Annotated in this window: 21 protein-coding genes and 2 riboswitches; of the genes, 3 read left to right on the forward strand and 18 right to left on the reverse strand. The window is 49.3% G+C overall.

Annotated features, from left to right (window positions below):
* Positions 1–3: 3 nt before the first annotated feature.
* The 11 genes from purF to J0X21_RS01675 form a co-directional block, all read right to left on the reverse strand.
* Positions 4–1,401 carry an amidophosphoribosyltransferase gene (purF, locus tag J0X21_RS01625; protein ID WP_206809478.1) on the reverse strand — a complete coding sequence of 466 codons (1,398 nt, stop codon included), beginning with the start codon at positions 1,399–1,401 and terminating at the stop codon, positions 4–6.
* Between the two features lie 20 nt (positions 1,402–1,421).
* A complete protein-coding gene (purL, locus tag J0X21_RS01630) occupies positions 1,422–3,626 on the reverse strand; it encodes a phosphoribosylformylglycinamidine synthase subunit PurL (protein WP_206809480.1) in 2,205 nt (734 codons plus the stop codon).
* Positions 3,616–4,323 (reverse strand): phosphoribosylformylglycinamidine synthase subunit PurQ, encoded by a 708-nt coding sequence (gene purQ / locus J0X21_RS01635; RefSeq protein WP_206809482.1) that lies wholly within the window; start codon positions 4,321–4,323, stop codon positions 3,616–3,618. The genes purL and purQ overlap by 11 nt, the downstream gene beginning before the upstream one ends.
* A 2-nt stretch (positions 4,324–4,325) precedes the next feature.
* Entirely contained in the window at positions 4,326–4,574 is a 249-nt protein-coding gene (gene purS, locus J0X21_RS01640) for a phosphoribosylformylglycinamidine synthase subunit PurS (protein WP_206809493.1), read from the reverse strand.
* Positions 4,567–5,286 (reverse strand): phosphoribosylaminoimidazolesuccinocarboxamide synthase, encoded by a 720-nt coding sequence (gene purC, locus J0X21_RS01645; RefSeq protein WP_206809495.1) that lies wholly within the window; start codon positions 5,284–5,286, stop codon positions 4,567–4,569. The genes purS and purC overlap by 8 nt, the downstream gene beginning before the upstream one ends.
* Before the next feature lie 227 nt (positions 5,287–5,513).
* Entirely contained in the window at positions 5,514–6,809 is a 1,296-nt protein-coding gene (gene purB, locus J0X21_RS01650; protein ID WP_206809497.1) for an adenylosuccinate lyase, read from the reverse strand.
* Between the two features lie 150 nt (positions 6,810–6,959).
* Positions 6,960–7,484 carry a 5-(carboxyamino)imidazole ribonucleotide mutase gene (gene purE / locus J0X21_RS01655; RefSeq protein ID WP_206809505.1) on the reverse strand — a complete coding sequence of 175 codons (525 nt, stop codon included), beginning with the start codon at positions 7,482–7,484 and terminating at the stop codon, positions 6,960–6,962.
* A gap of 234 nt (positions 7,485–7,718) precedes the next feature.
* Positions 7,719–7,820: riboswitch (purine riboswitch) on the reverse strand.
* A 95-nt stretch (positions 7,821–7,915) separates the two neighbouring features.
* Positions 7,916–10,099 (reverse strand): methyl-accepting chemotaxis protein, encoded by a 2,184-nt coding sequence (locus J0X21_RS01660; protein WP_206809507.1) that lies wholly within the window; start codon positions 10,097–10,099, stop codon positions 7,916–7,918.
* Positions 10,100–10,344: 245 nt separating this feature from the next.
* Positions 10,345–11,877: a glutamine-hydrolyzing GMP synthase gene (guaA, locus tag J0X21_RS01665; protein WP_206809750.1), complete on the reverse strand. Its 1,533-nt coding sequence runs from the start codon at positions 11,875–11,877 to the stop codon at positions 10,345–10,347.
* Positions 11,878–11,890: 13 nt separating this feature from the next.
* Positions 11,891–12,427, reverse strand: coding sequence for a hypoxanthine phosphoribosyltransferase (gene hpt / locus J0X21_RS01670; RefSeq protein ID WP_206809509.1), 537 nt, complete (start codon positions 12,425–12,427; stop codon positions 11,891–11,893).
* A 225-nt stretch (positions 12,428–12,652) separates the two neighbouring features.
* On the reverse strand, positions 12,653–13,315 hold the full coding sequence (locus tag J0X21_RS01675) for a LolA-like protein (protein WP_206809511.1): 663 nt from the start codon (positions 13,313–13,315) through the stop codon (positions 12,653–12,655).
* A gap of 292 nt (positions 13,316–13,607) precedes the next feature.
* Between J0X21_RS01675 and J0X21_RS01680 the strand changes: the two genes are divergently transcribed.
* Positions 13,608–13,781, forward strand: coding sequence for a hypothetical protein (locus tag J0X21_RS01680; protein ID WP_206809513.1), 174 nt, complete (start codon positions 13,608–13,610; stop codon positions 13,779–13,781).
* 534 nt (positions 13,782–14,315) lie between these two features.
* Here the strand turns inward: J0X21_RS01680 and J0X21_RS01685 are convergent.
* Together J0X21_RS01685 and sigI are read right to left on the reverse strand one after the other, a co-directional pair.
* Complete coding sequence (locus tag J0X21_RS01685) at positions 14,316–15,299, reverse strand: anti-sigma factor domain-containing protein (protein WP_206809515.1); 984 nt, start codon at positions 15,297–15,299, stop codon at positions 14,316–14,318.
* 9 nt (positions 15,300–15,308) lie between these two features.
* Entirely contained in the window at positions 15,309–16,040 is a 732-nt protein-coding gene (gene sigI, locus J0X21_RS01690; protein ID WP_328812033.1) for an RNA polymerase sigma-I factor, read from the reverse strand.
* A gap of 138 nt (positions 16,041–16,178) precedes the next feature.
* Between sigI and J0X21_RS01695 the strand changes: the two genes are divergently transcribed.
* The gene (locus tag J0X21_RS01695; protein WP_206809533.1) at positions 16,179–16,592 is read left to right on the forward strand and encodes a hypothetical protein; all 414 of its coding nucleotides are present in this window, start codon (positions 16,179–16,181) and stop codon (positions 16,590–16,592) included.
* Positions 16,593–16,688: 96 nt separating this feature from the next.
* Here the strand turns inward: J0X21_RS01695 and J0X21_RS01700 are convergent, their stop codons facing one another.
* From J0X21_RS01700 to J0X21_RS01720, 5 genes are all read right to left on the reverse strand, one after another.
* Positions 16,689–18,722, reverse strand: a complete 2,034-nt coding sequence (locus tag J0X21_RS01700; protein ID WP_407947619.1) for a transglycosylase domain-containing protein — start codon at positions 18,720–18,722, stop codon at positions 16,689–16,691.
* 111 nt (positions 18,723–18,833) lie between these two features.
* Positions 18,834–20,405 carry a sensor histidine kinase gene (locus tag J0X21_RS01705; RefSeq protein WP_328812035.1) on the reverse strand — a complete coding sequence of 524 codons (1,572 nt, stop codon included), beginning with the start codon at positions 20,403–20,405 and terminating at the stop codon, positions 18,834–18,836.
* A complete protein-coding gene (locus tag J0X21_RS01710; protein ID WP_206809752.1) occupies positions 20,402–21,112 on the reverse strand; it encodes a response regulator transcription factor in 711 nt (236 codons plus the stop codon). Before J0X21_RS01710 ends, J0X21_RS01705 begins: the two co-directional genes overlap by 4 nt.
* Before the next feature lie 63 nt (positions 21,113–21,175).
* Entirely contained in the window at positions 21,176–21,550 is a 375-nt protein-coding gene (locus J0X21_RS01715) for a YopX family protein (RefSeq protein ID WP_206809558.1), read from the reverse strand.
* Positions 21,551–21,807: 257 nt separating this feature from the next.
* Positions 21,808–21,944: riboswitch (cyclic di-AMP (ydaO/yuaA leader) on the reverse strand.
* A 139-nt stretch (positions 21,945–22,083) separates the two neighbouring features.
* Positions 22,084–22,872, reverse strand: a complete 789-nt coding sequence (locus J0X21_RS01720; RefSeq protein WP_206809559.1) for a hypothetical protein — start codon at positions 22,870–22,872, stop codon at positions 22,084–22,086.
* A 400-nt stretch (positions 22,873–23,272) separates the two neighbouring features.
* Between J0X21_RS01720 and J0X21_RS01725 the strand changes: the two genes are divergently transcribed.
* Positions 23,273–23,563 carry a helix-turn-helix transcriptional regulator gene (locus J0X21_RS01725; RefSeq protein ID WP_206809561.1) on the forward strand — a complete coding sequence of 97 codons (291 nt, stop codon included), beginning with the start codon at positions 23,273–23,275 and terminating at the stop codon, positions 23,561–23,563.
* The last annotated feature ends 240 nt before the right edge of the window (positions 23,564–23,803 follow it).

The following is a 23,803-nucleotide window of genomic DNA, read 5'->3' on the forward strand; positions in this document are numbered from 1 at the left end:
CTTCTACTCAAATGCTAACTTCCGCTGGCCCTCCGGAATCGGTACCGGATAGTTCCCGTTAAAGCAAGCCAGGCAGACCGATTGCTCTCCCAGAGCCCGTTTCAACCCCTCTTCCGAAAGATAATGCAGGGAATCCGCACCCACAAATTTCCTGATACCGTCCAGTTCTAGCTTCGTGGCAATTAGTTTCTCCCGCTCCGCTGTATCAATCCCATAATAGCAAGGAAAAAGTACCGGCGGTGAGCTGATCAGGAGATGAACTTCCTTGGCCCCGGCTTTGCGCACCATTTCTACCAGTTTGGAACTGGTAGTGCCGCGCACAATCGAGTCATCGATCAGAACAATCCGGCGGTCTTTCAATACCCCTTTATTGGCGTTGAGCTTCAAACGTACCGCCACTTCCCGCATTTCCTGGGTCGGCTGAATAAAGGTGCGGCCCACGTAGCGGTTCTTGAGCAGCCCCTGTTCGAAGGGAATCCCCAAGGTCATAGCATAGCCGAGGGCTGCTGCTGTCCCGGAATCCGGGACCGGCACCACAATATCTACATCCAGCGGGCACTCGCGCGCCAGCTCCACCCCCATGCGCCGTCTGCTTTCCGAGACATTGATCTGATCCAGGGTGCTGTCCGGGCGGGCGAAATAAATGTATTCAAAAGAGCAGCCGGCCTTATCGCATTTCGGCACACCGATGCGGGTGTGGATTCCTTCTTCATCAACCGTCACAATTTCCCCCGGCTCCACATCCCGCACAAATTCCGCGCCAATCGTATCCAGAGCACAGCTTTCCGAGGCCAGGCAATAGTAGTCTCCCAGCTTGCCGATGCAGAGAGGACGCACACCGTGAGGATCACGCATTCCGACCAGTTTATCCTCAGCCAAGACCACCAGGGCATAAGCCCCTTTTAAGTCAATCATGGTCTTGGTTGCCGCATCTTCTAAGGTTCCGCGCCGGTAGCGCGCAATTAAATTAATAATTACTTCACTGTCCACCGTGGTCTGAAAGACCGCTCCATCCTTACCCAGTTCTTCCCGGAGTTCAGCGGCATTGGTCAAGTTGCCGTTATGCGCCAGGGCCATCATCCCTTTTTGGTAATGCACGACCAGAGGCTGAGCATTCGACAAGAGACTGGAGCCTGTGGTTGAATAGCGCACATGCCCGATCGCCATTTTTCCGTTGAGTTCATTCAGGGTGCGGTCGGAAAACACTTCCGCTACCAAGCCCATGCCTTTATGCACATCAATCGTGCGGCCATCGGAAACGGCAATTCCCGCGCTTTCCTGGCCCCGGTGCTGCAAGGCGTAGAGAGCGTAGTAAGTGAGGCGCGCCACCTCATGACCCGGGGCATAAATCCCAAACACCCCGCACTCTTCATGCAGCTTATCGTCCTCGTAATCTCTCACCCGTATCCCCCTCTCTCTATCTAATTCAGCGCCTTGGGCAGGGTTTCTTCGCTTCTACGCTGACATTCAGAGATTGCTGCCTCCAGCTTCAATTCCCCATTGACCGAAATCGCCACGGTATCTCCGCCGGTTTCTCCTAAACGGGTTACGAGCACTCCAGTTTGCTCTGCTAACGCTTGAACTTTTGCGGCATTTTCCGGCTTCACTGTAAATAAGATTCGGCCCAAACGTTCTCCAAAGAGCAATATTAATTCAGCAAGCTCATATGCGCTTTCAAGCGCAATACTCACCCTGACCCCGCACTTCCCGGCCATCTCTGCCAAGGCCACGGCCAAGCCTCCTTCGGTGACGTCATGGGCGGACTGCACTAAGCCCGCCACGATAAGCTTCAGCATGAAGTCGAGCCTCTGTTTAATCTCCTTCAAGTCAAGCGGCGGCAGGGTGCCTGCCTCCATCCCGTCAAAGAGTGCCAGGTATTCCGAGCCGGCCAGCGACCCGCTCACTTCTCCGAGCAGGAAAATCTCTTCTCCCGGCTCAGCAAAGCGATTGCGAACGACCTGCTCCAAGTTTTCAACCAGTCCTACCATGCCGATGGTCGGAGTGGGGTAAATCGCTTCCCCGTTCGTTTCATTATACAAGGACACATTCCCGCCGGTAACCGGGGTTTCGAGGACGCGGCAGGCTTCGGCAATCCCGGCGCAGGCTTGCTCGAACTGCCAGAAGATTTCCGGCTTTTCCGGGTTGCCGAAGTTTAAGCAGTCTGTGATCGCCAGCGGCTTGGCCCCGACACAGACTAAATTCTGGGCTGCTTCCACCACAGCCAAGGCCCCGCCGACATACGGATCAAGGTATACATAGCGCGCATTGCAGTCCGTGGTCATTCCCAGGCCTTTCTGGGTGCCGCGCACGCGCAGTACCGCCGCATCCCCGCCGGGTGTCACCACGGTATTGGTGCCGACCTGATGGTCGTATTGGCGGTAAACCCAGCTTTTGGAGGCTAAGTTCGGGCTGCCGAGCAAATCCAAGAGAATCTCTCCATATGGCTTGGCCGCTTTGATACCATCAAGCGGTTGTTCCTTGAGCCGGGCGTAATATTCCGGTTCCCGGGTCGGACGGTGATAGACCGGAGCTTCATCCGTCAAGGCTTTGGCCGGAATTTCCGCTACCACCTTGCCCTCTTCCAAGAGGCGCAGCATCCCGTCAGCCGTCACTTTCCCGACTACCACCGCTTCCAAACCCCAGCGGTGGAATACTTCTTCCACTTCCTGCTCCCGTCCTGCTTTGGGCACGACCAGCATCCGCTCCTGAGACTCAGACAACATGATTTCATACGGAGTCATCCCGGTCTCCCGCCGCGGCACCAGGCTTAAATCCATTTCAATCCCACTGTTTCCTCTACTTGCCATTTCGCAGGAGGAACTCGTAAGCCCGGCCGCTCCCATGTCCTGAATGCCGACAATCGCTCCGGACTGAATCAGTTCCAGGCAGGCTTCCATCAAGAGCTTCTCCATGAACGGGTCACCCACCTGGACGGCGGAGCGTTTAGCCTCAGACTCTTCACTCAGCTCAACCGAGGCAAAAGTGGCGCCGTGAATTCCGTCGCGCCCGGTGCGGGCTCCGACCACCATCACTGGGTTGCCGACTCCGGAGGCGACTCCTTTGGCAATGTGGCGGTGTTCCAAGAGCCCAACCGCCATCGCGTTCACCAGCGGGTTGCCGCGATAGCTTTCATGAAAATAGACATCTCCGGCAACCGTAGGAATCCCAATTGAATTCCCGTAGCCGCCGATCCCAGCGACCACGCCGCGCACCAGGCGGCGGGTATTTTCCTCTTCAAGCGGCCCGAACCGGAGTGGGTCCAAGACCGCGATCGGGCGCGCTCCCATAGTGAAGACATCGCGCAGGATGCCCCCGACCCCGGTGGCCGCACCCTGATAGGGCTCCAGCGCCGACGGGTGGTTGTGCGACTCCATCTTGAACACCACCGCCAGGCCGTCCCCGATATCCACAATCCCGGCGTTTTCCCCCGGGCCTTGCAAAACCTGTGGTCCTTCGGTCGGAAACCTTCTCAGTACCGGCTTGGAGGTTTTATAGGAACAGTGCTCAGACCACATCACACCGAAAATCCCGACTTCCAGTTCATTCGGTTCCCGGCCCATAAGCTGGACCACTCGCTCGTACTCTTCATCTGTCAGACCCATCTCACGCCAAATCCTAGGCTCCATACTGCATCCTCCTCTCCCATGCTTGCACAAGCGAGAGAAACAGGCGCTGCCCGTCCGTTCCGCCCACGATTTCTTCCACAACCCGCTCCGGGTGCGGCATCATCCCCAACACATTCCCTTCACGGTTGACAATCCCGGCAATATTGTGGCGCGAACCGTTCGGGTTTCCCGCCTCATTCACCTCTCCAGATGCATCGACATAGCGAAAGACCACTTGTCCGTTCTCTTCCAGTTCTTTAAGTCCGGCATCATCAATCGCATAGTTTCCTTCTCCGTGGTTAATGGGAATCTGAATCACTTCCCCTTTCTGATAGAGGGAAGTAAAGGCCAGGTCTGTGCGCTCCGCCCGCAGATACTGGGGCTGGCACAGAAAATGAAGATCGCGGTTCCTGAGGAGCGCCCCCGGCAAGAGCCCGCACTCGGTCAAAATCTGAAACCCGTTGCAAATCCCTAAAACCATTCCGCCTTCCTTGGCAAAACGGATCACATCTTCCATAATCGGAGAGAAGCGGGCAATCGCACCCGTGCGCAGGTAATCCCCGTAGGAAAAACCGCCGGGCAAGACGATTAAATCATACCCGCGCACAGACGTTTCCTGGTGCCAGAGCATTTTGGGAACTTGCCCCAGAACCTTCCACGCTTCCCAGACGTCAACCTCGCAGTTGGAACCGGGAAACCGTACAATTCCGATGTTCATGGCTACTCCTTATCCTCCAGTTCAAAGCGATAGTCTTCAATCACAGGATTAGATAGCAGCTTGCGGCAGATTTCGTGCATCATCTCAGTGGCATTTCCGCGGGCCGCTTCCGGCAAGGTGACTTCCATATACTTGCCGATACGCACCTCATCCACCGGATAACCCATGCTTTTTAAGGCTTTTTCCACTGCACTTCCCTGCGGATCAAGGATACTCTTTTTTAAAGTTACGGTCACTTTCGCTTTAAGCATCACCCAGTACCTCCTTCACCCGGCGGTAAACCTCAAGGTAAGCTTCTTCCACTTGCCCCAGGTCGCGCCGGAAGCGGTCTTTGTCCAGCTTTTCCCGAGTCACCATATCCCAGAAGCGGCAGGTATCCGGAGAAATCTCATCCCCAAGATAGATTTTGCCGTTGTATTTCCCAAATTCCAATTTAAAGTCGATCAGTTCTATCCCCGCTTTAGCCATAATGGCGCGCAGGACAGAGTTTACCTTTAACCCCATCGCTTGCACCTCGGCCACGTCTTCCGCCTTGGCCCAGCCCATGGCAGCGATGTGGGATTCGTTCACCAGCGGATCCCCGAGCGCATCATCTTTGTAATAAAGCTCAACCACTGGCTGGGAGAGCACATACCCTTCCTCAGCCCCGATCCGTTTGGCCAGGCTCCCGGCCGCAACATTGCGCACCACCACTTCGAGCGGGAGCATGTCCAGGCTGCGCACAATCTGCTCCCGGTCGTTTAGGAGCTCCACGAAATGCGTGGGCACGCCTTCTTGTTCGAGCGCCTTGAAAAACGTAGCTGATAGGCGGTTATTGACAATGCCTTTGTCCAGAATCTGCCCCCTTTTCTCTCCGTTAAAGGCGGTGGCATCATCTTTATATTCAATCCAGTAATATCCCTCTTGATCGGTTAAATACACCTTTTTGGCTTTGCCTTCGTACTTAAACTCACGTTTTTCCATACTTCATTCCCCTTTCATTAATACCGGCAAGCTTCCTTGCCCGCTCACCACGCGCCGGAGCTACTCACTCGTCGACTTCGCTAACGCATCCGAAACCCTTATGCTTTCTGCATGTGAACCGTCGGTGCGTTTACGCTTCGTCAACTCGCTCGCTTAACGCTCCTCTGCTCAAAACGGTTCGCTCTGCAAGGAAGCTTGCCTAGAATGTTTTCAAGCGGACAGATGCTTTACTCTAACCCCGCTCTGCGGAAAATGTCACGCACATGCTTAGTGTGATACGCATAGTCAAAGAGTTCAGTGATTTCAGAGGCGCTTAAGTGCTTGTTGATATCCGGGTCTCGCTTAACCAGGCTCTGAAAGTCTTCTTTGGTTTCCCAGGCTTTGAGGGAATTGCGCTGAACCCAGGCGTAGGCATCCTCGCGCACAACCCCTTTTTCCACCAAGGCCAAGAGTACCCGCTGGGAGAAAATGAGGCCATATACCTTTTCCATGTTCTCTTTCATCTGTTCCGGGAATACCTGCAGCCCGTCTAAAAGGCGAATCAGCTTATGCAGCATATAATCCAGGGCAATCGTGCTGTCCGGCAGGATCACCCGCTCGGCCGAAGAATGCGAGATATCCCGTTCATGCCAGAGAGCAACATTTTCCATCGCCACCAGGGCATTGCCCCTGAGCAAACGGGCCATTCCGGAAATCCGCTCCGCCGTAATCGGGTTTTTCTTATGGGGCATGGCGGACGAGCCTTTCTGCCCCTTGCCAAACGGCTCCTCCACCTCATGCACATCCGTGCGCTGAAGGTTGCGGATTTCCGTGGCGATTTTATCAAGCGAGCTGCCAATGCCGGCCAGCACACTAATGTAAAAGGCATGGCGGTCGCGCTGGAGAATCTGAGTCGAGACCGGAGCCGGCTTCAGGTTAAGCTCCCGGCACACCCATTCCTCCACTTCCGGCTCGACATTGGCAAACGTCCCCACGGCTCCTGAAATTTTCCCGACCCGGATCTCTTCCCGGGCAAACAGGAGGCGCTCCTTCTGCCGTTTCATTTCCTCGTACCACAAGGCAAACTTCAGCCCCAAGGTAATCGGTTCTGCGTGAATCCCATGGGTGCGGCCCATCATTAACGTATCCCGGTGTTCCAAGGCCCGCTTCTTAATCACTTCGATTAAGGCATCCATTTTCTTTAAGAGGATGTCGCTTGCTTCCACCAACTGCAGGGACAAAGCCGTGTCCAGGACATCGGAAGACGTCAGGCCCATGTGAATGTATTTTCCCTCATCCCCGACGTTTTCCGCCACATTCGTGAGAAAGGCAATCACATCGTGCTGGGTTACTTCCTCAATCTCTTGCACCCGCTCCCAGGAGAAGGCTCCCTTTTCTTTGATTACCTTTACCGCTTCTTCCGGAATCTTCCCGATTCTTGCCCATCCCTCACAGGCAGCGATCTCAATCTTCAGCCACCAGGAAAGGCGGTGCTCATCTGTCCAAATCGCTCCCATTTCCGGGAGCGTATAACGTTCGATCATGTGTGAACTCCTTTCACCTGAAACTTTATGAACTGCATTTTATCTTAAGGATTTTCTGATTTACCCTAAATTGAATTTCAACTTTTATTTGGAACCTGTCTTTACATCTTTATTACTCTTCCCGAACAGGCTCCGATTCATGATTATATTTTAGTGCTCATGCTTCTGTGCGGCTAACCTTTCCTGCAGTTTTGAATCTTTTTCCTCTACATCCCCGGCCATTTTCCGGCGGAACGCCAGGAGCTCTTCCTTAAGTCTTGCATCGGTCATGGCCAGCATCTGTACCGCCAACAGCCCGGCATTGCGGGCAGCCCCGATCCCAACCGTTGCCACGGGGATTCCCGGCGGCATCTGAACGATTGCATAGAGGGCATCCACTCCCTCCAAGGCACCGCTCCGGATAGGGACTCCAATCACTGGGAGGGTCGTCGCCCCGGCCACCACTCCAGGCAAGTGAGCGGCCAAGCCTGCCCCGGCAATGATCAGCTTTCCTCCTTGGGCTTCGAATTCCTTAACCCAATTCAAGGTCCGTTCCAGCGTCCGGTGAGCGGACGATACCTTGACCGTAAATTCTACCCCGAATTGTTCGAAAACCTTTAATGCCTCTTCCATCACCGAAAAATCCGAATCGCTCCCCATGACTACGCCGACCGGTGTTTCCTTCTTTTGAGCCATCATTTCACTCTCCTTAATAGGTTTTGCCCCTCAATATTTGCCATAATTAAATTCCGGAAATAAAAAAACCAGGCCGGGAAGATTCCACACACACGAATTCTAGGTGAGTGAAACCTACCCGCCTGGGCTTTTATCCCTTCGGTGTAATCCATGAATCACAAGAGTTTAGGTAAGGCTAGTAAAAATATCTCTCTTGTGTTCACCGGATCTGTACCACTCGGACGCTGCTAACGCCCTAGGCACACTTTCGCTCATAGTCAAGCTATTTACGGCAGCTTGGTAGAAACTGGCAGACCATATCTCTGCGACTATATGAACCGATATTTTGTTTTCTAAAAACATTGTACAAGAGGGAAGAAAAAAGGTCAATAAAAAATCGAACATTATTTTCCGTTAGAAAAATAATGTTCGAGAATATAAACTTCAGAGATTTACAGCTTAAAGCGTTCGCTTTCCGTATTCAAACTTTCCATTAATTTTCTCAGCGTTTGGGCGCTTTCACTGACCGTCTGCGCGGAAGAACTCATTTCTTGGGTGGAAGCCGCAATCTCTTCAGCCGAGGCGGCATTCTCTTCAGAAATGGCCGCAATATTCCCCATTCCATCACTCACTTGCTGCACCTGGGTGCTGATCAGCCTGGCCTGCTCTTCCACCTGAGACAGGATCGACATGACATTGCCGGAGCCCTCAGCAATCCGGTTAAATTGAGCCTGTGCCTGCGTACTAACCTGGGCCTGTTCAGCCACGAGTTCATTCATTTGACCGGTCGCCTCAACTGCTGAGGCTACATCTGCGGTCACCTCATTGATTAAACGGGCGATTTCACTGGCCTGGGCACTCGAAGCCTCTGCTAATTTGCGCACCTCATCCGCCACCACCGCGAACCCTCTCCCGGCTTCTCCAGCCCGCGCGGCCTCAATCGCCGCGTTCAACGCGAGTAGATTAGTCTGTTCGGCAATCTGGGCAATCACGCTTGTGATCCCGCTGATGTCTTTGGCCTGGGTGGTAAGCCGGTCCATCGCCGCTTGGACCAATTGGGACTTGATGTTGGTTTCTCCGATACTCCCGGTGAGATCCGCCATAATCTTCGCACCTTGCTGAGTCTGGGTGACTGTTTCACCTGTGGTGGCTGCCATGGCTTCCACATTGCGGACAAGTCTTTCGAACTCGGTTGCAGAATTGGCCTGGGACTTATTCACTTCACCCACTGTATTGGCGGTTTCCTGGGTACTGGCCGACATCTGGCCGATAGTCAAGGCAATCTGTTCCGACACCTGGGCCATACCCTCAGCCGCCTGGGTGATTTCGCCGGTCGCGCTATCCAAATTACCGATCCCGGCCTTTAAGGCCTGAAGCACGGAACGCGTGTTGTGAACCATAGACGCCAGGGAAGTCCCCAAAACGCCAAGCTCTCCCGGCTGTTTCGTGCTAATCTCCACTTGCAGGTTTCCAGTGGCCAAGACATCGGCCTGACGCGCCAAGGCAACAATCGGGCGGGAAATCCAGCGGCTGATAATTAACGCCAGAATGGTAACCGCCACGGCAACCACAATGAGTCCAATCAGGTTAAACCAACGCATTGCCTGCGCCCGGGCAAACACTTCGTCGGTAGCGACCGTTAGAGCGACCACCCACTTGGTGGATCTTACCGGAGCATATGAAACGAGTTTGTTTACCCCTTCTTGGGTATACTCTCCTTCACCCGGCTGGGCATTCAGCATTTGTTTGGCTATCTGGTTCAAGCTGGCTGATTCGGTATTGGTAATATTCTCTTTCAGAATTTTGCCGGCATCCGGATGAGCCATGATCACCCCGGTATCATCAATCATATAGGCATAGCCTGATTGCCCATAACGGGTGTTTTGAATCAAACGGGTTAAGGCATTGGAACCGAAGGAACCGGCCAGAACTCCCTCGATTCCGTTAATACTCCGAATGGGAAGGGCGATTGTTATTACACTGTTCCCGGTATCCAGGTTGGACATAATATTAGAGGTTGTCGCAACCCCTTTCATGGCTTTGGTGAAAAAGTCTTGATTCTTAAAATTAAACTCTTTGCCCGAAGAAGCAATAGCATCCCCCTGGCTATTGATATAGAAAATTGTCTCAACGTCATCAGTCTCCTCTTTGAGTGACATGATAAAGGACAATATCTTAAATTGATCCCCCGTCTGGAAGACGAGATTGTTAGAAGCCCTTTCCAACTTGGCAATTCTACCGTTGATCCAGTTATCTACATCGTCGGCAGACCCTTTAGCAATCTCGCGCAGCCCATCGAAGGTATTCGCTTTAAACTGAGCTTCGGCATAGTAATAATCCGTGACTCCGATACCGATCACCGGAATTAGGGATAAAAGCAGAAAGAACAACAAAAGGCGGGCTCCGATAGTGTTAAGAGGATTATGTGTCATCTTTTTCAAGCCGACTTTGGTTTCTTTTGTTTTATTCTTTTGTTTTTTAGCGGCAGGGTTCTTAAGTTTATTCTCCGCTTTCTCATCTTTTTTACTTACCGCTTCTTTGTCCATGACTTCTTTTTCCATAACTTCTTTGGCGTTAGCTGTTTCTCCCCCGGTTTCTTTAGCCGCGGCTTTCTTGCCCTTCTTCCAAAAACTCATTCTTTATCCCCTTCCCATCTCTCACATTCTCTTTAGCCCATGATAGGGTAATCTATCGAATATTTCAATGAAATGTTTTCCAATTTATCCGAAATTTCGGGGCAAAAAATACAAAACTAGGACTTTTGTACTATAGCACTAGGTCTTTAGGATCAGTGTGTAGACGGCCTGCCCGGATAACAAAAATTAGCTTCCCCGGAGTTAGAATCCGGAGAAGCTCTTTCATTCCAATCAATATTTTGCCTCTATTCCCACTCTATCGTTCCGGGTGGTTTCGACGTAATGTCATAGACCACGCGGTTAACCCCGCGCACTTCATTGACAATCCGGGTTGAAATCCTTTCCAGCACCTCGTACGGAAGGCGGGCCCAGTCTGCTGTCATCGCATCCTCACTGGTCACGGCCCTGACGATGATCGGATAAGCATAGGTGCGGCCGTCTCCCATAACTCCGACACTAAAAATCGAAGGAAGGACCGCAAATGTCTGCCATAACTCATGGTATAGATTGGCTTGGCGCACCTCTTCCAGGACAATGGCATCCGCTTCACGCAGGATGTCCAATTTCTCCTTGGTCACTTCTCCCAGAATCCGAATCGCCAGCCCCGGTCCCGGGAACGGCTGGCGCCAGACGATTTCTTCCGGTAAGCCTAATTCCCTGCCCACTTCACGCACCTCATCCTTAAAGAGCATGCGCAGCGGTTCGATCAACTCAAATTGCATATCCTCGGGCAACCCGCCGACATTATGGTGGGTTTTAATCGTTTCCGCTGTCTCTGTCCCGCTTTCCACCACATCCGGGTAAAGGGTTCCCTGCACCAGGAAATCCACTTGCCCGAGCTTGCGGGCTTCATCCTCAAACAGCCGGATAAATTCGTTGCCAATCGTTTTGCGCTTGCTCTCCGGTTCCGTCATTCCGGCGATTTTATCTAAAAAGCGCTCACTGGCATCTACAAAGACTAAATTCAAATGGAATTGCTCTCTAAAAATCTTTTTTACCTGAAGGGCTTCATCTTTGCGCAGAAAGCCGTGGTCCACAAAAACACAAGTCAGCTGATCCCCAATGGCCCGGTGCACCAAAACCGCCGCCACTGAAGAATCCACGCCCCCGCTCAAAGCACATAAGACTCTTTTCTTGCCTACCCGGGCTTGGATATCCTTGATTTGCCCTTCGATAAAGGACTCCATCGTCCAATCCCCTTGACACCCGCAGATATCAAAGAGGAATTGTTCCAGCATTCTTTGTCCCTCAGGAGTGTGTCTGACTTCCGGGTGGAACTGCACCCCGTAAAAATGCCGTTTATCATCCATAATCGCCGCTGCCGGGGTATGCTTGGTGCGAGCGGCCACACGAAAGCCCGGAGGGAGTTCCCGCACCGCGTCTCCATGACTCATCCAGCACTGCCGTTCCCCTTGCAGGTTGCGCCAGATCCCATCGTTTTGCTCTACCTTCAGCAGGGTCTTTCCATATTCACGCACCTGTGGGTGCTCCACTTTCCCACCCAGTTGCACGGTCATGAGCTGCATGCCATAGCAAATACCGAGGATCGGAATTCCCAATTCATAAATTGCGGGATCAACCTTAGGAGCCCCCTCTTGATTGACACTGGCCGGGCCGCCTGAGAAAATAATCCCCTTAGGATTACGGCGCTTAATCTCTTCAAGCGGGGTCTTGTAAGAAATCATCTCCGAATACACATGCGCTTCGCGTACCCGGCGCGCAATCAGCTGATTGTACTGGCCGCCAAAATCAAGCACTAATACTAATTCCAATATTATCACCTATTCCCGCTTACTTATAAGCTTCTGGCTTCAAAATCCCGACATAGGGCAAATTACGGTATTGCTCATTATAATCGAGCCCATACCCAACCACGAACTCATCCGGAATCTCGAAGCCTTTGTAATCCGGGGTTACCTCCACCTTGCGCCTGGCAGGCTTATCCAAAAGGGTGATGATTTTGACACTTAACGGATTGCGCCCCGAAAGATTTTCTTTGAGATATTTGAGGGTAAGCCCTGTATCCACAATATCTTCGCAAATCAGAATATGTATGTCTTCCACACTGCGCTCCAGATCCTTCAAGATCCGCACCACGCCTGATGACTGGGTTGACGCACCATAGCTCGATACGGCCATAAAATCATATGACAAAGGAATCTTTATCTCCCGGATCAGATCGGCCATAAAGAGCACAGCCCCTTTAAGAATACCCAGAACCAGAAGATTTTTTCCGGCATAATCCCGGGTAACCTCGGCTCCCAGCTCTGCGATACGGGCTCTCAACCGGTCTTCGGTAAGCAATATTTTTGCGATATTTTCTTTCACAGTCCCACCTCCGGCTCATTCTTCTAATATGCTCCAAATTATAGCAGAGGAAGGTTTTTAGTGTCAAACAGGGAGTTGAGGAATCAGGAGTCAGGAGTCAGGAGTCAGGAGTCAGGAGTCAGGAGTCAGAATTTTTTTGGGGCTGTAAACTGGTGATTGAGCAGTAGCCTAAAAAACAGAGACTGAAGTCTAAAGCTCCAGTCCCTGTTCCTTCACTACCACTTTCTAAATACTGGGTTCCTGAATATTTATCTTTTTCCCGATATCCTTGAATTCCAGAGTCAGCGACATAGGCTCGCCCTTGGATTTACTTTTGGCGTCGATCACAGCTTTAACCGGAATTTTGTCAGACTTGCGAATATACAAGGTATAAGAGAAATCACCCCAAAATTGTTCCATTAGTTGATTATCGACACTTGGTTTTAGGCTTAATTCCCATACTTTTTCCCCGTCAATTTTTTTCTGTGAGCTAAGCACCACCTCCCCCAGCTCTTTTAATTGCAGTGAGGATATGGGGTCAAGCTCCGCCAGAAATACTTCTTGGGCGGCAGGGGCATTATTAAATCGGACCCATTTTTTACCGAAAGGATCTTTCATAAATAGAGAGTCTCCGATGCGAATCATCTCGATTTCGCTCCCCACCGTCTGCCCGATTATATGAGTGTTTCCACCGTCCTTTTCTCCCTTAATCTCTGTTAACACCCTGTCCTTACCATCAACCCATTGGTGCTGGGTCATAGTGTATCGAAAAGAGGCTGCTCCATTCAACCGTTCTAAGCTTTGGGCCACAAGCTCGTTTGGGTCGGGCCGCTCAAACAGGCGGACGCCAAAAACCCCAGTCAAAACCAGTACGATTGCAACGAGTAAAGTGAATCCTCTTTTCTTCATCCCTATGCCCCCCTGGCGGAGTTCTTAATCAAACTTTATGTAGCAAGGTCTTGCTCTATTCCAAGAAATATCCCAATTCCCCTATTTCCATTTTGTTCCAATTATATAGACAACGCATACTATATATTATCACAAATAAAGGAGGGTTTAAGTTGGCATATGCTGGTGTTGACGGCGCTTGTGTCCCTAATTTTTTTCCCGGTATAGCAATAGTCGTCGTAATCATTCTGTTGCTGATTGCAATGGGCATTGTATTCTAACGAATATGGATTAAAATCGGAGGAGGAATTATATGTACGGCTATTGCCATTATCCGCACATTTCACCGGTTGGTGCACCACCACACATCGGGCCGATTACAAGCTGTTGTCCGCCGGCTGCCCCTGTCGGAGTGGGAGTCGGCGCGGGTGTAGGAATTATCGCAATTGCTATCTTAATCCTGATTGCGTTAGGTGTAATCTTCTAAACTATTAAGATGGAAAGATAAACAGTGAAAAAGAGGCCTTTCGCAAGTTCAGCGGACTTGTGAAAGGCCTCTAATTTCCCCTCTTTACCGGAAGCTGCAATACTTAAATCTTAATTTCTCGGTACATACGTCGCAAGACTTCAATAGCCAAAGTAATGCCTGCCTACCGATCGATTTCTGTAGCCAACATGACACCCACCGTATCCAACAGCTAAACCGTAAGACCTGGCTTTTGTATCGCAACTGCAGGAAACATGTCAGTACCTAATTAAACACATAATCGCAACTGCCATTCCCAGTAAGATTACCGATAAGGCTAATGCGGTCATTATTCTTTTCATCCGTCAACTCCATTAAAGCTATGATCCTTCATTCTCGGAGATTGGCCGGAAGGGCGTGAAAGTATGCCACCCGACCCCGAACAAAGACAGAGAAACTTCCTTGCGAAGCTAATGATACCTGGGATATATTAAGCAGCTGTGGCCAGACCTTGAAAATATATTGCAAAGATATTAAGAAATGTTACAAACCACTTTACTTGCTGCCCGGCACCTTAATATCGGAGGTTATACCTGACTGGTTCAGAATATTTGTTCCCGGAAGTTGCTCTATTAAAGAAGAACTGTCGGCAGGACCGGATTCTGGCGAACTACCGGAAGCGCTACCTGGTGATAAGTTCGGTTCTAGATATGAAGGTTGTCCGTGCTGATCCATAGGCTTGGTTTGGATTGGAGCATTTTGTTTTACCTCTAAATTTTCTTCCGGAAAGAGGCTGGGGACACTGATTTTCGCATCGTTGAGAGCTTTTTGCAGATCGTTGCGGAGGGTATCCGGTTGAATCTCCACACCTTGTTGCTGAGAACGTTCGTAAATCAAATAACTGTTAACGGTCATCCCATGTTTCCGGGCTTCCAGTTGGGTTGCCTCATCAGCTTTACCTACAACCACATTTCCAGAAAGATTACTGCGCAGCAATTCATCCCGAATGGTGTTCCGAAGGCTTTCTGTATCGATCATTTGGTCACCCCGGCTGCTGAGTGGAATCACTCTGGCTAAAACCAGGTTTTGTGTTTGGTTCAAAGTTCCTTTGTTATGGGCATTTTCCAGAATTAAATCAACTGCTTGATAGATATCCGATCCTTTAACAGACAATCCTTCTAACAAAGTTGAAGCGCCATTAACATTTTGGGCTTTAATAACCTTGCCTTCTCTGTTTACTAATAATTCTATGCCTTGATTAAGATCCAGTGCGACTGAGGCTACCGCCTTATTAGGAAGGTATAACAAATAAAAGGCGCTTATACTCAGAGCCAGCAATAAAACCGCTGCGGCTGCTGCATATTTTAGGGCGAAAGTTTTCAATTGGGATAAACTCGTGGAATTTAGATTAATTTCAATCGTCTGACCTACCAGCGGCACTTCTTTGGGCGTAGGAATTTCGTAAAAGTCGCCTTTTTCTGTGTAAATGACAGTTGTCTTATTTGAGGTTCGCATGACGATACCTTTGGTTTGTTCCATTTCCTACACCTACTCTCTAATCTCTGCTGGAATCTGGGTGAAACTTCTTAATGGATATAAATCCGGTTCGGATAGGATGAGTGCCAATGCAATCAGATATTTCCGGCCCTTCTCCAAGACCTTGCGCTTTACTCCGGTCAGTAATTCCAATTCTTTTACCGGTAAAAGTTTGTGTTTTTGAAGATGAGCCATAAGATTAACGTTATGGCTTAAGGTTGAAGCTACCTTTATTAGGGTTTCCCTGCTATCCCGGTGCTTGGGAGAGACTTTGACCAAATCATCTAAGGTAACGCCGTACTCACTTAGCATGCGGACGAAATTTTCCACCACTTCCGCCAAGACCACTTTGTTCTCGTTGGCTTGATATTGTTCTTGGGAAACCTCAAGATCATAACGGCTCATTTCCTCACCCTCCGGGTCCATTGGGAAGAGGGATAAATGTTGATGTTTTCCTTCTTTGCGGAAGTAATCAATTAACCTTCTGCGGATGACCATTTGCACAAAACTATGAAAAGAAGAGCCTTCCTGAGGGTTATAGTTATCTATGGCTTCATTGAAAGCTATCAGGGCAATGCTTAGCTCATCATCGTTATCCCAGGTCAAGAACCTGTTACAGACTTTAGAGCTAACCTTAGCTATAAATTGTTTGTGCGATCTTATGAGTTCCTCACGAGCCTCAGAATTACCGTTTTTAGCTGATATTAATGTATCTTTTAAAAACTTTTCTTGCACTTTTATCACTCCGCTTACCAGTCATTCGTAAAAGTAAAGAACTTTTCGAGGGGTAGAATAAAAATTAAGAGATATTCGTGCCTACCCCTCAAAAAACTTTCAACCTAAACGAACAACTGAATGAAAACGTAAGAAAGGATGATTTTTGTGAACAAAATTAAAAACACTCTTTTGGTAAGTGCATTATCAATTGGCTTAATTGCTGGGGCAGTAGGTATTGTAAGTGCTGCCACTTCAACAGACATTCAACAAAAAGCCGCTGCCACTATCGAACCTGATGCGATGGCTGTAGAAATGAATACCGGCTCTCATAGCACAGTTACCCATAATGGCTCCAATGGAAAATCTGCTTCAATGGAGATGAATGCCGGTCAAAACATCAGCAGTAATATCCAAGTATTTCCTCTTCAGCAACCCGACCAACAACCCTATCTCGAAAATGCTCTCCGGGAACAGCTAAATCTTCGTATACCTGTTAATGTTATTACTGACGGTAACTTTAATACTACCTTGGGCGGAAGCGGGATGTCCGGTCAATGGTTTCTGAACATGGGCTTGTGAAAAGATTTCTCCATTTTTGAGAAAGATATTCTTGCTAGCTATTGACGCAAAGAGGGCTGGTCAATTCTTGACCAGTCCTTTCTTATTGTTCAATTATTATCTCTTCTTACCTTTTCCTTTAGAAGGTAATTCATCCGTTTCTCCACGATTAATCCAACTATTAAAAAAGTCAGAGTAAGGTGGATACGTTTTCCCTGGGTTAAGCCGGTATTCCGAGGGTATTTTAAAGGGAACGACGGGATGGTTACTCAAAGCCCTGGAGAGGACTTCCCGAAATACAACAGCCGGTCCTGTACCCCCGGAGATCGTAAGATAGTGCTCCCGGTCTGTATTATCATAGCCCATCCAAACAGCAGCGGTTAGCTCTGGAGTATAACCGACGAACCAAACATCTTTAACTCCTTTAGCAATACCGGCAAATTCCTTAATATGGGGAAGCTCAACAGAACCGGTTTTTCCGGCTGTCGGGCGGTCGAGAGCAGCATTCTTGCCCGTTCCGTTGTCAACTACATTTTTCAAGAGAAGTGTCATGGTATATGCGGTGCCTGGATCAGTGACTTTAACGGTTTCCGGTTTGGCCTGAATTAGCACAGATCCTTCAAATGTTGTAATCTTCGTAATCGCATAAGCTTTGTTCATCACACCCAAATTGGCAAAGCTGCTGTAGGCTTGAGCCATTTGCAAAGGAGATACCCCGGTCGAAAGACCGCCTAGGGCCAGACTCAAGGTGCGGTCCTCTTTGCTAAGAGGAATCCCGGTACGCCGGGCAAATCCCATGCCGGTATCCAGACCGATTTCATTCAGAAGCCAGACTGCAGGGATATTCCAAGAGTTCTGAAACGCTTCCTGCATGGTGACATAGCCCCGGGTTTGGTAATCCCAGTTCACAGGTTGATAGCCGTTTAAATTAAGCGGACCGTCATAAAGAATAGAATATGGAGTATATCCTTTTTCCAAAGCCGGACCGTAGACCGACAAGGGTTTAAAGGTGGAGCCCGGCTGGCGTTTAAGTTGGGTGGCGTGGTTAAACTCCCGGAATATACTTTCTCCCCGGTATCCGACAAGCCCCCGGATCCCGCCGGTATGCTGATCGATGATCGCTATACCGCTTTGCACGATCTGATCCGGCTTACCGGGAGGAAAAAAACGCTTGTCCTGATACACATCTTCAGCAGCTTTTTGCACAGTTTGATCCAGCTGAGTATAGATTTGCAATCCACTCCCTAGGATTTGATCTTCCGTAAAACCATAGCGGGAAATGGCTTCTTCGATAACATAGTCCACATAGGGAGCATATTTTCCTGAGAGTTCCCCTTCCGGACCTTTGTGTAAGTTTATCGGTTGAGCCTTGGCCTTCAGGTATTCAGGCTCTGAGATATAGTTTTGTTCTTTCATTAAGGATAGTACTAAATTGCGGCGCTCCAAAGCCTTATCTTTGTTTTTTACAGGAGAGTAAATACTGGGAGCTTTCGGAAGGGCTGCGAGCATGGCTGCTTCTTCAAGGCTGAGACCCTGGACATTTTTACCAAAATAAAAGCGGGCGGCATTTTGAATCCCCCAACGGCCTTCCCCAAAATAAATGTGATTCAGGTAAGCCTCAAGAATTTGATCCTTATTCAAAGTCAATTCGATCTTGAAGGCATACGCCGCTTCCTGGAATTTCCGCCCGATTGTCTTATCCGTAGGCAGGAAGAGATTTTTCGCCAATTGTTGGGTTATGGTGCTCCCTCCCTCTGAGAAATCCCCGGATTTAAGGTCATGAGCCAAGGCCCGTAGGATTGACCAGGCATCGACACCTTGATGTTCATAGAAACGGCGGTCTTCAACAGCGACAATGGCCTCACGCATTTTGAGCGGTACCTTATCAATGGAAACGGGCTCAATTCTGGAAGAGGAAAGCTGGAAAACCTTATTCCCTTTTTGGTCATAGATGAAAGTTGGCTGGGCAAGCGGACTCTCCAGTTTGCTTACGTCCAGGGAAGCCACCCAGAATGCAGTTCCTCCTGTGGCTAATAGGAATCCGAGTAGTGCAGCAAGGGCAAAGCGTCGCCAAAATTTAGGGTTTCGCCAAAACTTCGAAGTCTTGAAATGTACTAATTTTTTTAGTACAGAATGACGTTTACTACTTATGATTACAGATTTTAACTTACTGCCGAATACGAATAGGTTATTGGTGCCAGCACTACGTAAAAAATTCTTAAATAATCCCTGAAGCTTACTAAACATGATGTCCTCCGTAACTTATATCTGCTCAAAAGCTGGGAAACTGATCTGAAAAGTTGTCCCCTTACCCAACTGGCTTGTCACTTCGATGCTCCCGCCTTGTAACTGAACCAGCTTTTTCACAATCACCAGTCCCAGGCCACTCCCTTTTTCCTGCAAACGCTCATCACGTTGGTTCTTAATCCGGTAAAACCTTTCCCAAATGTGCGGCAAATCCTCAGGCGCTATGCCAATGCCATTATCCTCAATGCTCAGTACCACTTTACCTTGCCGGGTCTCCACACCAACTCTGATCGTGCCGTTCTCCGTGGCCCTGATCGCATTCTTCATCAGATTTCGGATAACCTGTTCCATCCGGTCAGCGTCCCCGAGCACAATGGCTTTTTCTATTTTCTGGTCCAATCGGATCGAGGTGTTCGTGCGCTTAGCCACAGGCTCCATGGATAGCACCACACCTTGGGCCAGGGCGTTCAAGTCCACAGGGAGTTTTTCAACCGTTACATTGCCGCTTTCCAAACGGCTTAATTCCAAGATGTCATCGACCAGCCTGCTGATATGAACCGTTTGCGTGTGAATCGTGTCTAAATATCTCTTCTGAATAGCCTCGTCTTGCACAATACCGTCGCGAAGAGCCTCAACAAAGCCTTGCACAGCAGTTAAAGGGGTGCGTAACTCGTGCGATATCTCCGCAAATAAGCGGGCTCTTTCTTCTTCCATTTTGCGGCTTTCGGTTTGGATCTTCTGCAATCTTGCCGCCACTTTATTAAGCTGGTCACCGAGGACATTGATTTCATCCAGAGGCTGGTCCTTATCGTTCAACACATAACTCCCTCTGCTGAGCTCGGCTACGGTGGCGGTCAAACGGGAAATTGGCTTGGAAATGTACATGGCCAGGTAGAGGGAAATGATAATAATAAACAGCAGGATGACCATTCCCCCGCTAACCAGATACAAACGCATTTTGCTTAAAGCAAGGTTGAGATTGGATGATTTCGTTTCCAGCAGGATACCGTTTTTAAGGGCATCCTTGTTATTCCCCATTGGTACAACAGCGACAAAGATCGGCTGACCGGTCTCCTGTTCCACGGTTCGAGTCGTTGCAATTGAAGCTTTTTTCAACATTTCAAGGAATTTTTCATCAACCTTGCTGCCGGGCACCATTTCCTGCTCTGCCGAGGTGGCCGTAATCTTTCCTGTCATGTCAAAGATCGTAATCTTAGCGTCAAAGATATCGGCCAGATATTTCAAGAAGTCCTGTTGAGCCTGGACCTGACCGCCCGTCCGCTGGTCAGGCGGAATACTCCACGAGCTGTCCGTCTGCTGGAGCAAGGCAAAGTTTACTCGTTTGGCCTCCCGTAACAATTCCTGTTGGATCTGATCATAGGTTACCTGCTTCACCATCAAGCTGGAAAAAATCATCAGGATAATCAGAGCGATAACAAAGACCGTTACATTGGTAAACAAGATCCTGGTGTACAGATTTTTGTTGAATTGTTCCTGGAGTAAACGTTTACTAATAAGCCAAAAGCGATGCAGGGCACGGATTACCAAGCGAAGTTTTTCCCTGCCCTGCTGTAGATAAATATTCACTTCGTGGTTTCTCCCCCTTTGGCAGGAGGTGTAAACTGGTATCCCACACCCCATATAGTTGTCAAGTATTCAGAAGGCAAAGATGCCATCTTGGTTCTCAGTCTGCGCACGTGAACATCCACCGTACGCTGATCACCGAAGAAATCATATCCCCAAACAGCCGCCAGTAGTTCCTCCCGGCTGAAAACCCGGCGCGGATTCTGGGCCAGGTAATAGAGCAAATCGAATTCCCTGGGAGTGACTTCCGTTGCTTGACCATCAATCAAAACAGTCCTGGTATCGGCCAAGATTTCCAGCCCGGGATAGTTCAATTTCAAATTCATCGGTGCATACACCGGTTGGGTGCGGCGCAGTACCGCTTTGATTCTGGCTACCAGTTCCCGGGGGCTGAAAGGTTTGGCAACGTAGTCATCGGCTCCCATTTCCAGTCCCAAAACACGGTCGGCTTCCTCTCCCTTGGCTGTAAGCATGATGATGGGAACCATACGCACCGCCCTTAAATTGCGGCATAGAGTAAGCCCGTCCTGACCCGGAAGCATAATATCCAATATTACCACATCAGGATTTTCCCGGTCGAATGCGGCTAGAACCAAGTCACCGTTGCTCACCCCTATGACGTTAAAACCTTCCCTTTCACCATATAACTTGACCAATTCCAATACGTTTTGGTCGTCATCAACCAGCAAAACCTTACCACTATATTGCATTGTCGTAGGAATTACCCTTTCTGCTGACATTTTTCCCTCCCTCAATGTGTTTTCTTCCTATCCTTATCGAGCATCTCCTTGATGGAGATCGGGAGTTTGGTACTGATTTCCCACAATTTCTCCCAACCTGACATCTCCGATACTGCGAAATATTAAACTTCCTTGTTCCGTGAGTCCGAAACTTGCTGTTGCCTTATGCCAAATCACTTTGTAAATAGTATCTGAGATAATGATAAAGTCGCCTTCATATACATCTGTTCCGTTAGCATCTGACAAACCGGTCCACTGCAGCAATTCAAATTTTTCAGCCGGTTCCCACGAACGTCCGGGCACACTAACAGCAAAAGGAGCTAGAGTCTTTGTATCGAATGTTATAGCTTGCGGCTTAAACATTTTCTGCCTAATCTTATCCCAAACTTTGAATTTAATTTCTTTCAATTAGCTGCCTCCTTGGGAACCTCCATAATCTCTCTAAATAGTAGTACGACACGACAATTGACGTTTAAGGGGGTGCCCGTTTTCTTATCCCCTTACCACCTGTGATGAATTCAAGGCAATCGTATCTAAATCAATTTCCAACACTGGACACTCTTGCAATACAAACCACCTCCCATTCGAGTTGTACCCACTATCCTGCTCAAAAATACGTCAAGGGTCCCGTGCTGAATGAACACAGAACCCTTGACATAAGATTTTTTCTCTCTTGAAAGCGCTTACAAAGTTAGCTGACGGATTCGGGCTAAAAGAGGCAGCCCTACCGGCCTAAGCCGGATTCACCCCGAAAAAATGGGTCCTCCGTTTCCACTGGTGCGGAACTCAGCGCGTCTTTGACTATTTAGCCGGAATGTCTAACAACTCGTTATATTATTATGAGTTGTCTACTATTATATGTCAACCCTTCTCCTCCAGGCAAATACTTCCTGTACCAGCTAGGTGTAAAGAATCTGTCGCTTGTTATGCTGGTAATCCGATTAGCGGGTGAAGACTGTTCCAAAAAAACTTAAAAGATGGTCGTAAATGCTCAGCAATTTATCGTAAGAGTTAAGAAGCTTAGCGTACACCCTATTCACGGTTTGCCCTTCGTCCGCGGGAGCCGCTGTTTCGTTATCTACCGCTTGCCCTTCGTCCGCGGGAGCCGCTTGCTCGTTATCTACCGCTTGCCCTTCGTCCGCGGGAGCCGCTTGCTCGTTATCTACCGCTTGCCCTTCGTCCGCGGGAGCCGCTTGCTCGTTATCTACCGCTTGCCCTTCGTCCGCGGGAGCCGCTTGCTCGTTATCTACCGCTTGCCCTTCGTCCGCGGGAGCCGCTTGCTCGTTATCTACCGCTTGCCCTTCGTCCGCGGGAGCCGCTTGCTCGTTATCTACCGCTTGCCCTTCGTCCGCGGGAGCCGCTTGCTCATCGCCGGTGGATACTGTAGCCTGTCCATCTATCGCTTGTTCTTGGCCCGCAATAACAGCGGCCTGTACCCCGTTTTGCTCTGTGGGAATTAGCTTGGCAAGATAGGCTTTCGGCATAACCAATATTTCCTTTATTCCATCCCCTAATGAGATAATTTGCGCTGCAGCTTTATCCGGGAGACCTAAGTTGGATAAGGGTAATAAACCCTCCTGAACTCCCCCTTGCATGACCATATTGGCGTTGCTGTCTGATTTGGCCTCTAATTCATGAGCACTGGCAGGCATTAAGGTCGCAAAAGTCATAACTGATGTAAGCATAGAACCTAAGGCAATCTTCGCTAATGTGGCTTTGGACGTGAACATAAATCTTTCCTCCTTAACACGATTTCGGAACACTCTCGGCAGTTCTCAGTTTTCAGCCAGAAAACGAATTGTTTAGTTTTTGAAATTGGCTTAAATCATGTTATAGTAAATCTCTACATCTTCGCGCCCCCTTCCTGAGATAAAAACTTGTCCTCCTTTCGAAGCCAATTATACCGGAGGCCTATTAACTGGCCTTTACCGAACTATGAAAGTGTGTTGCGAAAATGTGAAAAAATGTTACAAGCAAGCAATCAGCCGACGGACTACTAAATGAAAGGCATAAAAATAACCAACGGTTTCCGAAATAAGATCCTGGTGTCCGTTGGCACTTTGTCATTATAGAAACCGCCGGGAAAACTCAGATTTCTGATCCGGGGATGAGAGGCGGTATTTCAGGCACATGGAATATATTTCCTGGGTGATGCGTATGAATGGTAGTTCGGGGAAAAAGCCCAGGGTGCATAACAACCTCAAGTACTACCGGGAAAAGCTCGGGGTTACCCAGCAGGAGATGGAGTGGCGATGTGATGTTGAGAGAAACCAGTGGAGCCGGTATGAAGCCGGCGAGCGTGAGCCGAAAATAGCGCTGGCGCATAGGTTTGCGAAGGTTTACAATGACATAGCAAGGAGAAAGGGTATTGATTTGCAGTTAACAATCAATGACCTCTATCCTTCACGGGCACAGAATTGAATAGGGCGGAATTTTCCAGGCTCTGTTTTATGCGCAAAAAATCGCCCTCCCGCGTCGTGCCGGAAGGGCTCTTTATGTGAAGGGGATTTTGGGAATACAGGAAAGAAACTAGGTAGGGCGCGAAAATAGTATGTGCCGATTTACGGAGGCTATTAACAGAAAAGCCCCGGCTTAACCGGGGTAATTCAAACTTACCAAACTCTGATTCTCTCCCCTGGGTAGATAAGATGCGGCCGGCGG

The sequence above is a fragment of the Paradesulfitobacterium ferrireducens genome (assembly GCF_017310645.1).
Lineage (GTDB): Bacteria > Bacillota > Desulfitobacteriia > Desulfitobacteriales > Desulfitobacteriaceae > Paradesulfitobacterium > Paradesulfitobacterium ferrireducens.